The organism is Corynebacterium sp. CCM 9204, assembly GCF_041357695.1.
Classification (GTDB): Bacteria; Actinomycetota; Actinomycetes; order Mycobacteriales; family Mycobacteriaceae; genus Corynebacterium.
Map to the genome: position 1 here is coordinate 23,482 of NZ_JAUERX010000006.1, position 14,699 is coordinate 38,180.

At 62.4% G+C, this 14,699-nt stretch carries 7 protein-coding genes; 1 reads left to right on the forward strand and 6 read right to left on the reverse strand.

Features of this window, described 5'->3' with window-relative positions:
• The first annotated feature begins 36 nt into the window (after positions 1–36).
• Positions 37–516 (forward strand): DUF3054 domain-containing protein, encoded by a 480-nt coding sequence (locus QWU43_RS10835; RefSeq protein ID WP_370915421.1) that lies wholly within the window; start codon positions 37–39, stop codon positions 514–516.
• A 716-nt stretch (positions 517–1,232) separates the two neighbouring features.
• Here the strand turns inward: QWU43_RS10835 and QWU43_RS10840 are convergent.
• From QWU43_RS10840 to QWU43_RS10865, 6 genes are all read right to left on the reverse strand, one after another.
• Positions 1,233–2,783: an acyl-CoA carboxylase subunit beta gene (locus QWU43_RS10840; RefSeq protein WP_370915420.1), complete on the reverse strand. Its 1,551-nt coding sequence runs from the start codon at positions 2,781–2,783 to the stop codon at positions 1,233–1,235.
• A 25-nt stretch (positions 2,784–2,808) separates the two neighbouring features.
• Complete coding sequence (gene pks13 / locus QWU43_RS10845; protein ID WP_370917857.1) at positions 2,809–7,662, reverse strand: polyketide synthase Pks13; 4,854 nt, start codon at positions 7,660–7,662, stop codon at positions 2,809–2,811.
• A gap of 155 nt (positions 7,663–7,817) precedes the next feature.
• On the reverse strand, positions 7,818–9,662 hold the full coding sequence (locus QWU43_RS10850; RefSeq protein WP_370915419.1) for a FadD32-like long-chain-fatty-acid--AMP ligase: 1,845 nt from the start codon (positions 9,660–9,662) through the stop codon (positions 7,818–7,820).
• Positions 9,663–9,769: 107 nt separating this feature from the next.
• Positions 9,770–10,744, reverse strand: a complete 975-nt coding sequence (locus QWU43_RS10855) for a cutinase family protein (RefSeq protein WP_370915418.1) — start codon at positions 10,742–10,744, stop codon at positions 9,770–9,772.
• Positions 10,745–10,749: 5 nt separating this feature from the next.
• Positions 10,750–11,295 (reverse strand): DUF732 domain-containing protein, encoded by a 546-nt coding sequence (locus QWU43_RS10860; RefSeq protein ID WP_370915417.1) that lies wholly within the window; start codon positions 11,293–11,295, stop codon positions 10,750–10,752.
• Positions 11,295–13,283: an alpha/beta hydrolase-fold protein gene (locus QWU43_RS10865; RefSeq protein ID WP_370915416.1), complete on the reverse strand. Its 1,989-nt coding sequence runs from the start codon at positions 13,281–13,283 to the stop codon at positions 11,295–11,297. The genes QWU43_RS10860 and QWU43_RS10865 overlap by 1 nt, the downstream gene beginning before the upstream one ends.
• Positions 13,284–14,699 lie beyond the last annotated feature (1,416 nt).

Genomic DNA, 14,699 nt, shown 5'->3' on the forward strand with positions numbered 1-14,699 from the left:
CCTTCCACCGAGAGGCCCGCAGTGAGGAGCACCATAGTGAATAGACCCCCGAACTCCCTCCTCGCCTTCATCATCGGTCGCCGTCATGCACTGAGAGCCGACCTGACTGCGCTTCTCCTGTTCGCGTTATTGGCTCGGCTGGCGCATCGCGGCGACGGCCTTGACTTCTCGGTGAGCGGATGGCTCGGCACCGCCTGGCCGTTCCTCGTCGGTGTCCTGCTCGCCTACGGGATCCTCGCGGTGAAACACCGCGAACCACTGCCAATCAACCCAGGCGGAATCACCGTCTGGCTCGTCACCTTCGCGACCGGCCTGGCGATCTGGGGGGTACGGCACTCAGCAATCCCACACTGGTCATTCATGATCGTCGCGGGCCTCATGTCCGCACTCCTACTCCTCGGCTGGCGGGCTCTCGGAACCACCTCGCGTCGACTGGGGTGGATCAGAAACTCTCGTGCGACAGACTGGCGGCGCCGTCAACAGCGGGGCAGCGCCGGGAAACCTCAACTGAAGTAGTGCCCTAACTTCACAGGAGAGGTGCGACTATAACCAGTAAGCGAGGGTGATGGCCCCCGGTATACCGGTCAACAGGTCGACGACGGTGGACAGGGTGGTGGGCACGGACGTTCTCCTCATGGGTCGTCGGAGAACCGGAGACGGGGCACTCCGGTGGGCTGGTGCCACTTCACACTACAACGCGGTGAACGGACTTCCGCCGTCACCGGGGTGAACAGTGTGGAAACACCGCCGGGGTTTCTTCCTCCTTGACGTCACACGCTCTGATCATGGGGGGAGAGGACCACCCCGGCGGGCCCCTGTCGGCAACGGAGATCCTACACGGGCGACTTCCCGGTCAGTCTTCTTATCGGTCTGGGGAATGAAAATGTCCTCGATACGGCAGAAAAACCGCTCGGCCATCTGGAAAAACAACGGTAGAGAGGGATGGCAGCGCTTCTTCCCGGTGCCGATGATGCTCTGTCACGACACCCTGGAGCACCAGCCAACTTCTGCCGTGAAAGGCATCCTCCGTAGTGTGGGCGTACCAGTGGTTCTCGATCGTTTCCCCGACTCGCATTACGGAGCCCCCGATGGACGCTCGGTGACCTATCAGTCCCCAATCCCCTGGTCATAGGGGTGAGGGGGACATGGTGCTGCTGGCCCGAGAGGCCGTGAAGTGACATTTCACGGCGTTCATCAAAGCCACGCCGAGTCCAGCCTTCTCCGACTTCCGCTCACATCGGCATGATCGTGTGTTTCTTCTGCTCCACGGGCACCCGCTTGGTCGAGAGCTGGCGCAGTGCCTGGCGGAGCGCGACGCGGGTCTGGTTGGGCTCAATCATCGCGTCGATGTAACCGCGCTCGGCGGCGACGTAGGGGCTTGTCATGTTCTCGTCGTAGAAGTCCATGAAGATCTTCTTCATGTACTCGCGCTGCTCCGGTGGGGCAGCGGCGATCTGTCGGCCCTGAATCATCACAACGGCCGCTGCGGCACCCATGACGGCGACCTGGGCGGTCGGCCAGGCGAGGTTGATGTCACCGGAGAGGGACTTCGAGCCCATCACGGCGTAGGCGCCGCCGTATGCTTTGCGGACGATGAGCGAAATCTTCGGGACGGTGGCCTCTACGACGGAGAACCCGAGCTTCGCGCCACGGTGGATCAGACCGAGCTTCTCCTGCTCAACACCCGGAAGATACCCGGGGGTGTCGACGACAAACACCAGCGGGATGTTGTAGGCGTCGCAGATCCGGATGAAACGGGAGGATTTGTCAGCAGCATCCGCGTCGATGCAGCCGGCGTAGAACATCGGCTGATTGGCGATCACGCCGACACTATGACCGTCGATACGCGTGAACCCGGTGATCATGTTCGGTGCATAATCCGCCTGAATCTCCAGGAAATCATCGTCATCGAAGATCTGGTCCAGAAGATCGTGCATGTCATAGCCGGCATTGGTGTCGTCCGGCATGAACGAATCAAGCGCGAGATCCCGGTCGGTCGGGATATCGCCCTCGGCGGCGAAAACAGGTGCCTCCTCAAAGCAGGAACTCGGCAAATGATCGAGAAGCTCACGGACGTAGTCATAGGCGTCCTCCTCATCGGTGGCGACGTAGGAGACGTTGCCGTTGAGCATCTGCTCATTCGCACCACCCAGCTCAGCAGAGGTGATGACCTCGCCGGTCACACTCTTGATCACCTCGGGACCCGTGACATACATCTCGGAACGGTCCTCCACCGCGATGACGAAATCGGTGGTGACCGGGGCATACACCGCACCCCCTGCGCACTTGCCCAACATGATGGAGATCTGCGGGCTACGACCGGAGAGCGGCAGTTGCCTGCGGGCGATCTCCGAATACATCGCGAGAGAGGTCACCGCGTCCTGGATACGGGCACCACCCGAATCGTTGATACCGATGACCGGACAACCAATACGGATGGCCATGTCCATGACCTCGCAGACCTTCTTTCCGAAGGTCACCCCGACGGAACCACCGAACACCGTCTTGTCGTGCGCGTAAATCGCAACCGGCCGGCCACCGATACGGCCGTACCCTGCGACGACACCGTCTCCGTATGGGGCATCCGGGGTATCGGGCGTGCGCCCGAGCGCACCGATCTCGACGAAGGAACCCTCGTCGAGGAGCCGGGAGATGCGGTGGCGGGGCGTCGTCAAACCTTCGGCATCACGCTTGGCACGGGCTTTCTCACTGCCCGGGTCCTGTGCCCGCGCGAGTTTGGCGTGCAGATCCGCGAGCTTTTCAGCAGTGGTGTGACCGGTCACTTCGCCTCTTTTATCTCTTCTGGTTCTAGTTGCCGTTGCGGGCGAGCTCTTCGATGCGCCGGGTGAGGTGCGCACCGACGGTCCCGATGACCGGCTCGTCCACTATGGCGAGATGGTCTCCGCTCAATTGAACGATCTCCAACTCATTAACGATAGCGGACCATCCGCCGTCAGGGTCAATCTGTGCGAGACGCGGTTCAAGTTCAATCGCACCGTCATGCATCCGCTCCGCTCGGAACAACAGCACCGGCACCCGGACGTCGGCCCAGCGACCGAGATCCACGGTGTCGAGAATACGGTTGTCCACGAAGCTTGCACGCTGGTGCTCGAGGACACCGGCGGACAGTCCGTGCTCGGTTGCGTCCGTGTTGGCGAGGAACTCACCCATCATGGTGAGCAGGGCTTCCTCACCGGCACTCTCGAGGAGATCAAAGGGCACCGGGAAATCCAGGCCATAGGTCTTCTTCGCAAAGGCCTGATAACGCTGCCAACGTGCCTTCGTCTCCTCCAACGTGTCCGGAGCCGGTTCAGAGGGTTGCACCGTGTCCAGGAGCACTATCTGCTGGATCTCGATGTCCGACCCGACGAGCTGATGCGCAACCTCGTAGGCGAGTGCACCACCGAAGCTCCAACCACCGAGAATCACCGGGCGTCCCTCCGAGTAGTTGCGGATCTCATCGATGTACGCGGCCGCACGATCCTCGAGCGAACCTTCGAGCCTTTCCACACCGTAGACCGGAACGTCTTCCGGCAGTCTGCGCATCAGTGGCTGGTAGACCACCGAGGACCCACCGGCCGGGTGGAACATGAACACGGCAGGCTTGTCCGAGCCCTCGGCACGGGGCCGTAATACACGGATGTTGCCCTCGACCTCGGTTTCAAGACCCTCACGCACAGCATCGGCCAGAGGTTCAAGGGTCTGGGCATCGCGGACCTGTTCAACCGTGATCTCCGTGCCGGAGCGTTCGGTGAGGCGCTCCGCGATGGCAGTCGCGGTCTTCTCGTCGACCTCGGGCAAATCACTGGTTACCCCGGCCGCGGCCGCGCCGGTCAGCGCTGCCCAAGTCGCGAACACGAGACGTTCGGAGGCATCGCGCGGAGCGACCCCCACGCCCTGGTTCCCAGACCGCTGCCCGTCACCCGGCGCATCCGCCGCGACGGAATCCGCGGGGTCCACAGATGTCGATGCAGGTTGGTCCTGAGCCACGTCACGGTCCTCAACCAGTCGTTGAACAAGCACGACGACGTCCGCAACGGAGGCATCGCGCAGCGCCTGGACCTGGAGCGACGGAATCTGGAAGTCATTCTCGATACGGTTCTTGATACGCATACCCATCAAGGAGTCCAACCCGAGATCGATAAGCGGGAGCTCGCCCGGCAAATCATCGACGTCATAGCCCATAGACTCGCTGACGATGGTCCGCAACCGATCCTCCACGCTCTCCCCGCTCGCCGGATCCCAGCGAACCGCATCGACGACGATCTCGGGCAGCCCCGTCTCGGACGGATCAGCCGCCTCAGAATCGGAGTCGTAACTGCCGACACCCGCACCACCGGGCACCGGGCCGACCCCTTCACCGGCGTGTGCCGCGGCGAACCCCTCGGCGAGGAGGGTCGCCGTGCCACCCAGCATGCGGTGGACACTGACATCGACGCCACCAAGGTGGCGACGGGCGATCGTCGTGATCTCACCGGAGGGCGGCAAGGTGCCGCGTTCCTCGAACGCGACGACGGTGGTCCCGGGGTTCAGCGCCTCGGCCGCGGCCTCGACGAGCGCGAGGGTCGAGGGCACGGTCTCCGCAAGGATCGAGAACGCCACGGAGCCGTCCGGCAGGGACACCCGGTTGCCCGGGATGCCGGACACGGACGTCGACGATGGGCGGGCGGCGGTCCAGTAACGCTGGTGCTTCCACCGCACACCGGGAGCGTCGATGCGTTCCCCATCGCCGATGAGCAGGCCGAGGTCGATCGGCTGGCCCGCGACGTAGAGCCGGGACAGCACATCGCGCAGGGTCTCTCCCGGCGATACCTTGCGCTTGAGGGTGTGCAGAAGCTGCGCGTCGGGCTTGCCCACCGAGAATGCGGTGTTCATCATGCCCATCAGCGCAACGGGGTTGGGACAGACCTCGACGAGGATGTCGTGGCCGTCGGCGAACACGCGGGAGATCGCATCTAGGAACCAGACCCGCCCCCGGGTGCAGCGCACCCAGTAGTCGGTGTCGTGGACGACGGATCCCACCGGGTAGACCACACCCCGGTCAACGGAGCTGTAGAGCGGAATGGTCAGGGGACGCGGTTCGATGTCGGCGGTCTCCGCGGCGAGTTCGCCGAGGAGCGGTTCGACGGCGCTAGTGTGCCCGGCACCGCGGACGTTGAGCAGCCGGGCGAACTTCTCCTGCTTCTCCAGCAGTTCAACAAAGCGCACGACGGCATCCCGGGGACCGCCAACGGTGGTCATGCCGGGGCCAGCGTAGACGGCGGGTTCGATGCCCGCGAAGTCGGGGTTCTCGGCGATGAACGCATCGAGATCATCGACGGAGAACTCCACGACGGCCATCGCACCGAGCTGATCCTCGGGCAGGGACTTCTCCCCCTCACCCATGAGACGTGAACGGTGGCAGGCCACCCGCATGGCGTCCTCGGCGGACAGGCCACCGGCGGCGTAGGCCGCGGCGATTTCGCCCATGGACATGCCCGCCACGGCGGCGGGGGTCGCCCCGAGGTTCGCGAGGAGATCGGTGAGCGCGATCTGGATCGCGGTAATGGCGACCTGCGCGGTCTCGGTGTCGTAGGTCTGCTCGTCATCGGTGATGATGTCGGTCAGCGACCAGCCCGACTCGAAGCCGATGATCTTGTTTAGTTCATCGAGCCGCTCACGGAACAGCGGCGATAGCTCGTAGAGTTCCTTGGCCATCTTCCGGTGCTGCGACCCGAAACCAGAATAGACGAACACGGGGCCGGGCTGGGCTGGGGAATCAGCGACGGCGATCCCGGCGCCCTTCTTGCGTTCGGCGACAATACCCAGGCGTTTGATGGCCTCCGCGACGCTGGATGCGGTGACAACCGCGGCGGAGCGGCCGTGATTCTGCCGGGCCAGGGAACGCGCGACCTTCGTTAGATCAGCATCCGGACGGCCCTCCAGGAACTCAGCGAGCACGGCAGCGGCACGCGCACGGCGGGAGGGCAGGAGTCCGGACACCGGCAGAAGGACAGCTTCACCGTCGTCGAGCTGCGCTTCGGTCTCCGGTGCCACGACGTCATAATCTGTCGGCTCAAACGTCTGCAGTACCGCATGCGCGTTGGTGCCACCGAAACCGAAACCGGAAATACCTGCGGTGGGTCGACCCGAGTAGCAGGGCCATTCCCGTGGATCCTCCACGATCTCGATGTGCTCCGCATCGAAGTCGATGTAGGGGTTCGGGCCGCGGAAATTCAGGGACGGCGGTATGACACCATGACCCATACCGAGCACAACCTTGATCAGACCCGCGGCCCCGGCTGCGGACTCCGCGTGACCGAAGTTGGTCTTGGCGCTACCGAGCAGAGTCGGATCGGCGGCATCACGATCAGCACCGAGTACCGCACCAATCGCCGTCGCTTCGATGGGATCACCGAGAATGGTGCCGGTTCCGTGCGCCTCGATGTAGTCGACGACAGAAGGATTGATGCCGGCATCAGCATAGGCTCGCTCAAGGACGTCGATCTGCGCCTCGGGATTCGGAGCGGTCAGGCCGTTGGAGCGGCCATCTGAGTTGATCGCCGTCCCCTTGATCACGGCAAGAATCTCATCTCCGTCGACGATGGCATCCTCGACACGCTTCAGCACGACGATACCCGCACCGTCCGCACGGACGAACCCGTCAGCATCATCCGAGAACGCGTTGATCCTGCCCGAAGGACTGATCACACCGAGCTCCCCAAACGCGGTGGAGATGAACGGTGACGAAAGGATGTTGACGCCACCGGCGAGGGCGACGGTGGCGTCACCGTCACGCAGGGCACGGACGGCGTGATGCACCGCGACGAGGGATGACGAGCAGGCGGTGTCCACGGAGACCGAGGGGCCCCGGAAGTCGAAGGTGTAGGAGATCCGGTTCGGGATGATGGAACTCGCCGTGCCCGTGAGCGCGTAGGGGTGGGCCTCCGCAGGATCGGCGGAGATGAGCATGCCATAGTCGTTGTTCGACGAACCGATGTAGACCCCGACGGGTTCTCCCCGGAGCGAGGACACGGGTATGTGCGCATGTTCGAGGGCTTCCCACGCCAGTTCAAGAACGATACGCTGCTGAGGGTCCATGTTTGCGGCCTCGACGGGCGATAGCCCGAAGAACTCCGCGTCGAAGGTGGCGATATCCTCGAGATAGCCACCCGTGGTGTTCACCTCCGCCAGTTTGCGTGACAGCACCTCGTCACCGGAGTACTCGGACCAGCGCCCGATGGGTAGGTCGCCTACGCCGTCACGGCCACTGACCAGTAGATCCCACATCTCGTCGAGGTTGCCAGCACCCGGATAACGTGCCGACATACCGACAATAGCGATGTCATGGGTGCCGGGTGTCGTGCCTCTTGACGCCGTGTGTACCCCGGCCTGGGCACGGGGGCTACGGCGTTTCGTCGTCGGCCCCTCGATCACCCGTTGGGCGAGTGCCGCGATCGTCGGAAATTCATACGCCACCGTTGCGTCGAGTTGCGCCCCGACCAGGTTCTCCAGTTCCCCGGAGAGGACCACAACATCGCGCGAGGACAGCCCGAAGGTCTCCATCGGTTTGTCATCGGTGACCTCCTCCTCGGGCAGACCGGTTGTCCTGACCACCCAGTGACGCAACCACGTACGTAGTTCGGCGGTCGTCATCGACGGGGACTGCTGGCTGTGATCCATACGGTGGCTTCACTCTTTTCGTGTGCTGATTTCGGTCTTTGAGGATTATCTCGCCGGGGACACTCAACCCGACGACGAAGCAACCCCCCGCGGCACCCCACCCGGTGTGCCGGGACGGGATCCACGGAGGGTCTCCGGTGGTAGCTGACGCCCCGCTACGCGAGGTAGTCGCGGCGACAGACCCTCCGGGCAATCTTACCGCTGGAACTGCGCCTGATCTCGTCGGGTGCGACGATCACGATATCTGCGGGAACGATACCGTGCGAGCGGGACACCGCAGTCCGGATCTCCTCGATCGCGGCCGCATCGCCATCCGCCTCACGGCCGAGGTCACGCTCCGCGAGAATCACGAGTTTCTCCACCTCATCACCCGGCACCGCGAACGCCGCGACGGCGGCCGGTCGAATGTGTTCGGAGGCATGATCGACGGTGTACTCGATGTCCTGCGGGTAATGATTGCGGCCCGCGATGATGATGAGATCCTTGCGACGTCCGGTGATATAGAGCTCATTGTCCACGATCACCCCGAGGTCACCGGTCGCCATCCAGCGGTCATCGTCCGGGGCGCCTTCGGCCCGGGAGTTCTCGGGCAACCTACCGGCGAGTGTGTTCCGGAAGGTCTCAGCGGTGTCCTCCGGACGATCGAGGTAACCCATCGCCGTGTTGTCACCGTGGGTCCACATCTCACCGACAGTGCCGTCAGGAACCTCACAACGGGTTTCCGGATCCACGATAACTAGATATTGTGGCTGGGCTACCTGCCCATTGGACACGAGTGCAGCCGCATTCTCCCCCGGACCATCCACAATCTCGACGGTACCTTCGTTGAGACGCTCGCGATCAACCCAGGTGATGAGGGGGCGGGAGTCGGTCTGCGGTGTGGACACGATCAGAGATGCCTCGGCCAGACCATAAGATGGACGGATCACATTGCTATTCAGGCCGTACTCACCGAAAGCATCGATGAACTGGTTGATCGCCTTCGGCGTGACCGGCTCGGAGCCGACGATCAGGCCATCGAGGCGGCTGAGGTCCAGAGTCTTTCCCTCTGCCGGGCGACCGTAACGCACAGCCAGTTCGAGAGCGAAGTTCGGCACAATGGTGTAGATCTTCTCATCTTCTTCACCCGACGAAACCTGGTCCAGCCAGCGGCTCGGCTGCTGGATGAAGTCACGCGGGCTCATCATCTCAATTTTCAGGCCGAGGATCACACAGAACGCGGCCAGGATGATCCCCATATCGTGGTGCAGTGGCAGCCAGGAGACAACCCGCAGCGGCATCGTCAACTTCGCCGCGGCGAAAATCTGCAGCACGTTGGTCATGATGTTGCGGTTGGTGAGCACAACGCCAGCCGGTGTACGCGTCGAACCGGAGGTGTACTGCAGGAACGCCACCAGGTCCAACGGAGCCGTCGTCGAGGACGCAGCCAGTTGCTTGCCGGCCTCTGTTTCAAGCGGATTGACGAAGCTCTCCGCCAGGGAGTCCGGCAGTGCATCAATGGTCAGGACTCGGGGACGCTCCGCTGCGGGACGATCCGCGAACATGCGCCGCACAGCAGCCGCCGACCCCGAGTTGGTGAGAATGAACTTCGGTCCACAGTCCGCGAGAACCGCCTTCAGATGCTCCCCGTGGCCGGGTTCCATCGGATCGTAGAGCGGGATCGGCGCCATTCCGGCGTACATTGCACCAAGGAAACCGAACATATACTCCGGGCTGTTCCCCGCCAGAATCGCGACACGATCACCGAGCGTGCCGATCTGCTGGAGTCGGGCGGCGACGGCCTTGATGCGGGTGTTGATCTGCCTGCGGGAGTAATCCGTGGAGATTCCCTCGCGGTTCTCCGAGTAGTCCCAGAACCGGAGGCACTCCCGATCCGCTCCACCAGAGGCGGCCTCCACCATGTACAGGGTCTCGCACAGTCCGGCGAGCGTCAGCTTCTCGGGAAGATTGATCTGGCCCTTGTCATCAAAGAACTGGCCCATGGCCGCCTTGAGATCCATAATTCTCCTTGTTTGTCAGTGGGTGCACACTGTCCGGCACCATTATCAGCATCGTATGTTTGGTCCAGTGTATTACTTTGGCGTGGAAACGACGCCACCGCAGGGTATTACGGAACCGGTGGAACCGATCCCACCACGCCCGACGCCGGTGCCGACTCCGGGGCACGGTCAACAAGCCCCGAGATCCAATCGATCAACCACCGTGTCGTCGTCGACCCCGGGAACACATTCGGATTCGTCGCATACTGTGCGTGCACCCCATTGTTCGCGATCAGACCCTGCGCACGCTCCACCGCGTTGCCGACACCGAGCGGGGCGTCACAGATGTGGTCGTTCGGAGCACAGATCTGGAAGGTACGGTCATCCAGCACACCGAAACCACTGTCCCGCGGCCCGCGCATCGTCGCACCAGGCGTCACGAGCTGCACAGCCGGATTCAACAGTTCGAGAGAAATTTCCGCACCTACACCCGATACCGGGTTTCCCACAGCCTGGCCGACACCCGGTTCGCGCCGACCGTCAGCGACCAGGGCGACACCCCTGACCCGCTCCGCAGGCACGGCACCGTGGCCGTTACCGATCTCACTGGCGATATCTCCGACGATAACCGCGCCCTGTGAGAAACCAGTCATGATGAAATCCGTGAGCGGACAGTCCTGGTGAGTGATACGGAGTTCATTCTCCAGCGTCGACGTACCCTCACTCCGGGACTCGTCATACGTCATCTCGTTCTCGGAGTTCAGGTTACGGAACTGCGCCGTGTAAGGCAGGGTCCACACCTTCACGCGCTCCGCAGAATACCGCTCCTGCAGTGGCCTCGTGACCGACAACAGGAAAGAATTCGGGTTGAACATCGGGTTCACCGGGTCATCGGTGGGTGATGACTCCCACGTACCCGGTGCCGCGATGATCTCTACATCCGGGCACCACTCCGGCTGCACCGGACCGGTAGCTGAAGGATCACCCGGCGCACCCGGCCCCGAACCAGGAAGGGCCCCCTCATCATTGACCCACCGCCAGGTTCCCACAGCGATCATGCCGACCACGACGATGGCCACCAGAACTGTCAGCGTTTTTTTCATAACGTCTAGCAGTACGCTGACTTGGCGGCAGAGGCAATCCGATCCGCGACGACCTCAACCGACGCCGACGCCCGCGCCTGCTCTATCAGCTGACCTGCGACAGCTTCCAACGTGTAATTATCGACACCGCTAGCCGCCGAACGGCAGACCTCCGCAGCGGCACCGATCATCTGATCCTCAATACCGTCGACAGAGATTCCACCCTCTCGCAGTTCCTTCAGGTACGCCAGATCAGCGGCGCTACGATCCTGTGCCAGTCCAGGGATCTTGTCGATCTCCCGTGCCGCACCATCACGAGGCTCGGGAATCGGCGGAACCACCGGTTGTGGCGCAGCTTCCCGACGCTCCGGACTCGCGGACACCAGGGACGGATCCTCAGACCTGCCTGAAGGCTCCGCGCTGGCGGACTCGGAGACATCCTCACGCGAAGCCTTCGGCAACGATGACGTCACCGACGGCTCCACGACATCATCACTCTCCGACGTCGCACCACCACACCCCGCCAAGACGAATGCAACGATGGTGAACAGAGGAAAAATGAACCTACGCATCACTTCATTTCCTCAACGATTCCACCGTTGATCTGCTTGATCGTTCCATGCTGGAAGGTCTGGCTCAGGCCACCGGTCGGGATCTCCTCCATATCCGATGTTGGCCAACCGAACTTACCGTTCTCCCAGCCATTTTCACCCCAGTAGTCACGGATAGCACCGTTGTAGACCGCATGAGCACCACTGCCCAGTGACCAGTAGATCGTGCCGTTGTCAAAGTTCTGGAGTGCACCACCCGGGATCAGGAACTCGTTGGAGGTGGGGGCACCGAGCTTCGAGGCGGTCGCCTTCATCTCGCCGTACTTACGGGCGATCAGACCACGCGACCAGAACGTGCCATTCTTCGGCGTGCGGATGACGTAGCCACCCTGGAACTGCTGAATCCAGCTTCCCTCCAGCTCCTTCGCCTCAGCCACCGGGTAACCCAGTACACCCTTCTCATAGCCCTGATTACCCCACGATTCGACCATGTCACCGGGGATCGCCTGAGCACCGGTCTCCGGCGTCCAGTAGATCGATCCGTTCTCGAAGTGAACGAAGCGACCCCGCCCATCCGGCGCCGTCAGCTCGTTGGTCTTCGGGAAGCCCAGGAAAGAACGTGGCCCACCCAGTTCCGCGTAGCGCGCCGCAATACGACCAATCAACATGTGCGCACCAGTGTCAGGCGACCAGTACGCCTGCCCGCCCCGGAAATCCTGGGCCTTACCCGTATCACCGTCGCCGGCCACCACGTCGTATTCGTTGTTGACGCAGCTACCCCACGCGCCGGATGCAGTCAACGCACCGATCGCACCAATTGCTTCACAGTCCGCTCCGCGGTCCTCCTCCTTGAGCGCGAGAGTGTCTGCAACGTAGGGCCATGCCTGCGTCAACTCAAACTGCCAGTAGGGCCAGTTATGGACACCCGACGGACGGAACATCGCGATCACCGGAACGCCAGCCTCCCGGGCTGAACGCACGAACGTCTCCGAAGTCATCCGGGCAATGACTTCCAATCCCTTACCCGCATGGTTCGCGGGCTCGGTCGCCACCGATCCCGGTTCACCGAAATCGTCCCGCCCGGAGCCAGCCGAAACGTATACCGTCTTGCCTTTCAACGCTTCGATACCCAGTTTCGGGTCATTGTCGATCCACCGCTGAGATCCTGCAGGTCCCCACATCGCATCAGCGTTGTACCCACCCCCCTCACGCAAGGCACCCGAGATCATCGCGGGCATACCCGTCGATGTCGTATCAAGGTAACCCGAGAATGAACCGACGAAATCAAAGAGATCAGGACGGTGTTCCGCAATGTTGACGGCTGCTGTACCTCCCATCGATAGACCAATGAGCGCACGTTTACCGTTGGCCCGGTAGCCCTGTTTCAGCACAGCCGGAAGCTCCTGCGTGAGGAAGCTCTCCCACCGGTAGTTCTTCCCGTTGTCCGGACGATTCCAGTCCGTGTAGAACGAGGCTTCACCACCGATGGGCAGAATCACGTTGACGTTCTTGTCCGCGAAGAACTGCTCTGCGTTGGTGTGGAGCGTCCAGCCGGACTCCTCATCGACCGCACGCAATCCATCAAGCATCCACACACTCGGGAACGTGGCATTCGGCTGCGAGTACCAGTCACGGGCCAGAAGTACCTGCACCTGCATGAGCTGCTCCGGCATCGCGGCAGAACGAATGAACAGAGCGATACGGTGCGTACCCAGCCACTCCTGGCGGACGACATCAACGCCCTCCGGAAGGCCCTCGATATCGGGATACTCCGTTTTAACAGGAGTCCGCTCCGGAACATTCTCTTCCTTCAGGTAATCGGTGATACCACCGGATGAGCCGAACGCACTCGATAGTCCGCTCAGGCCGGAACTCTGAGCCAGAACAGTCGTCTGCTCCGCAGAAGCGACCGGGGAGAAGAGGCCGACGCCCAGGGCAATTGCCGTGGGGACTGCAGCGAGGGCTATCCGGTAAGAGCGTCGGCTGCTGGTGAATGCGGTGTCGCGCATGAAGGTGTCCTTTGTATCGGTTCTTGAAATCAATGTTCGGCGTGAAAGGCCGACCGGTGCAACCGGTGACACGAACAGGCGCCCCACAACGCTCCGGGAGTTCCCCGCTCCCGGAACAAGTGACGCCGTCACCGGTTCTTCTTGTAGCTATGTCGTCGATCCAGGGCCAGACCGTTACCAATCGCTGTACCAGCCACCGGACCAAACCCTAAAGATCGACTTTAAGTTTAGGTTGAACATAAGACTTAGTCGAGTTTCAACACATGACACGCCGAGGCTACCCCACCAGTACCCTCCCCAAGCACCGCGACACCCGCCGCCAACCTGACACCGCGATAAAAGACTCCGACCAACCCGGAACCCAGCGTCGACAAGCACCCGACCACAACGGACCCCCATCCGAAGATAACCGGCGCACCACCTCCAACCAGGAATTATCCCTAAAATTCCGCCAATTCACACGCACCACCCGCAAGCCTTGCAACTCCAGCCGCTGCTGCCGCTCCTGCTCCGCGAGTAACGCACGTTGCGTGACCCGCACCTGCCCCAGAAGTTCCTCCGACGACATCGAATCCACCCCCGGCACCACCTCCACCAGGCCATATTTCTCCCTACCGTCATACTCCACAACCACCCCCGAATCCCTGAAAAGAAAATCAACACGCCCCACGAAAACCCCTCTCCGATCCACAACCTCCGCCTGCAACCAGGGAACCGGACACCCCGCACACCACAACACATAGCGCACCAGCGACTCCCTCGGACTCTCCGCCGCACCACTCACCACCGGTAACAACCGAACTACCCGGATCAACCACCTCGACCGCCGCATCACCCGAAGCCGTTCAACCACATCCGCAACCGAAAACAAACCCACTCTCAGACAATGATCAAACACCACCACCGCGTCCTCCGGGCAACCGAACCGTGCCACATCAACCGCTGTCTGAACTGGTGACGTCACCCGCACCGGACCCCACCGAGACTCCACCACAACCGAATCCGCCCGACAAACATCCTGCGCCGAACGAAACCGTACCCCTTCCACCCGAGGACCCGACATACCCCGCCCCACCTGTAACGACACGCCAGACAACCGCCCAGCCAAGGGGAAACCATGCAGCACAGCGGCCGCCTCACCCATCACCACCGCATCCGGATACCGATACGACACCCCCACCGCGAACGCAGCCCACCGATCCCACCGCTCACCCGAAACGATGTCCGGCGGTGCGAAAATACACCGGGTTACCCGCACCAAATCACCCGTCCGCACCCGCGCATACACCCGCGCCCGCTCAGCAGGTGTGAGCATCCGGGTATCCACCATCGGCGATCCCGCCCGCGCACACCGAACAGGTAAGCGAGGCCGTCCTGGACGGCCCCGGCCACCGCGATCCATGACAGACGTCATAC

Bases quoted from the DNA above. Each gene is read 5' to 3' on its own strand.
- pks13 (WP_370917857.1), bottom strand. From the start codon at position 7,662: ATGGATCACAGCCAGCAGTCCCCGTCGATGACGACCGCCGAACTACGT.
- QWU43_RS10850 (WP_370915419.1), bottom strand. From the start codon at position 9,662: ATGGATCTCAAGGCGGCCATGGGCCAGTTCTTTGATGACAAGGGCCAG.
- QWU43_RS10855 (WP_370915418.1), bottom strand. From the start codon at position 10,744: ATGAAAAAAACGCTGACAGTTCTGGTGGCCATCGTCGTGGTCGGCATG.
- QWU43_RS10860 (WP_370915417.1), bottom strand. From the start codon at position 11,295: ATGCGTAGGTTCATTTTTCCTCTGTTCACCATCGTTGCATTCGTCTTG.
- QWU43_RS10865 (WP_370915416.1), bottom strand. From the start codon at position 13,283: ATGCGCGACACCGCATTCACCAGCAGCCGACGCTCTTACCGGATAGCC.